Below are 1,925 nucleotides of genomic sequence, written 5' to 3'. Positions count from 1 at the left end.
AATTAAACGCACATTTTTCAACATTTCAGTACAGTTCAGGATGAACATCTAAATTAACAAATTCACTTTTGAAAAAAATAAAATTGCTTGTTTATGAAAAGAATCTTGACGCTCTTACTATTTTGTGCTGCATTAAACTTAAATGCACAGCCTGGAACCACAACATTTACGCCTGGTAATTTGGTGGTAATATCGGTAGGCAATGGTAATACTACACTAGGCACTAATGCCTCCCCGGTCTATTTAAACGAATACACTAAAACTGGTACATTAGTAAAATCCATATTAATGGACTCATCAAGTACAGGTATCACCTTATCTGCCAATGGTGGCGGTGATGGCAACCTTTCCACATCGATTGATGGGAAGTACATATCATTTACCGGTTATAATAGAACAACTGGCTCTGCAATAGCTATAGCTACAGATGTTAAAGTAGTTGCTAGATTAAATACATTGTACAATAGTGCAGATTTAAGTACTAAGTTATCTGCTGCGGATATAGGTGGAAACATAAGGCAAGCATTAACAACAGACGGTAATGGTTTTTGGATAACATCTTCTACAAAAGCCATTAAATATGTAGCATTTGGTAACTCTACCAGTACAACTTCTGCACAGGTTTCTTCAACAGCTGCAAATTATACCAACGTAAAGCAAGTAGGTATTTATAGTGGACAGCTCTATACTTTGGGCTTAGGAACTACCACGCCCTTTACGGTTGCCAGGGTTGGTACAGGGCTTCCTGTATCTGGCTCTGTTACGCCCACCGCTTTATCGGGCTTCCCGTCGACAGCAACAAACAATACTTTTCAATTTATTCTTTTTGACCAAAGTGCCAGTATTGCTGGCCCAGATGTGGCATATATGACTGATGGTACAGTGTTAAGAAAATATTCTTATAACGGCACTACATGGTCTGCGGTTGGCACTGCTACCTTAGCAATAAATAGCTATGGCATTACGGGTAATATAAATAGTGCTGGCAACGTGGATTTATATTTGACAACTGGTAGTACTACAGCAAGCACCACCCTTCAAACGTTAACAGATGCTTCTGGTCAAAGTGGCACATTAACCGCTAGCTTAAGCACGCTAGCAACTGCCCTTCCTAATAATACTAGAGGATTTAGGGGTGTTTGTTTTGCACCGGGCACTTTTACTTGGACTGGTGCTACCAACACTGACTGGAATACTGCTAGTAATTGGGCGGGGGGTATTGTACCAAGTGCCACAGATCCTGCAATAATACCAACTGTTAGCAGTAGTAATTATCCAGTAATACCTACATCGCTTGCTGTAAACTATATCACCATTGAGTCTGGTGCTACAGTGTCTATTACAGCCCCAACCACCATTACAACCACCAATATAACCGTGAATAGCGGTGGAACCCTAAACCTAAACAGCGCTACTACCATTACGGGTAGCTTAACTGCAAATGACGGAAGTACAGTGGCAGTTAATGCAAATACAACGGTAACTAGCAATGTAATTGTTACAACAAGTGCAACTCTATCTATTGCATCTGGAGTGGCCTTAACTACCCAAGGTAATATAGGTGGCACTAGTACCGGATCTGGCACTACTGCAGGTACTATTACTGGGGATGGTAAAGTAGTAATGAACAGCGCTGCCATAAGGGCATTTGGCTGCTCATTTAATAATTTAGAATTAAATACAACGGCTGGTAGTTATAATGTAGGCACTGGTGCTACTGTAACCATAAGTGGTTTCTTAAATTTACTTATTGGACAAATAACAATGGGTGCTAATACCATAATATTAGCTAATAATGGGGTTTCTTCTGCAATATTTGGTCCAGCAACAACCATCGGTTCTGCATCGGCTTGTACCACCCCAACTGGTGTTTCTTTTGTTTTTAATGGTAGACCTGTAACGTTTAAATCGGATGCAACAGGTAC

Annotated in this window: 1 protein-coding gene; it reads left to right on the top strand. The window is 40.4% G+C overall.

The window, feature by feature from the left end; genetic code table 11:
* Nucleotides 1-93 precede the first annotated feature (93 nt).
* Nucleotides 94-1,925, top strand: a 1,832-nt coding sequence (locus ACT9TX_RS18330) for a hypothetical protein (RefSeq protein ID WP_481340547.1), incomplete at its 3' end; no start/stop codon positions are given.

The sequence above is a fragment of the Parasediminibacterium sp. HNIBRBA5674 genome (genome assembly GCF_056745525.1).
The sequence above is the reverse complement of the archived record's forward strand: the minus strand, read 5'-3'. Positions and strand labels throughout refer to the sequence as shown.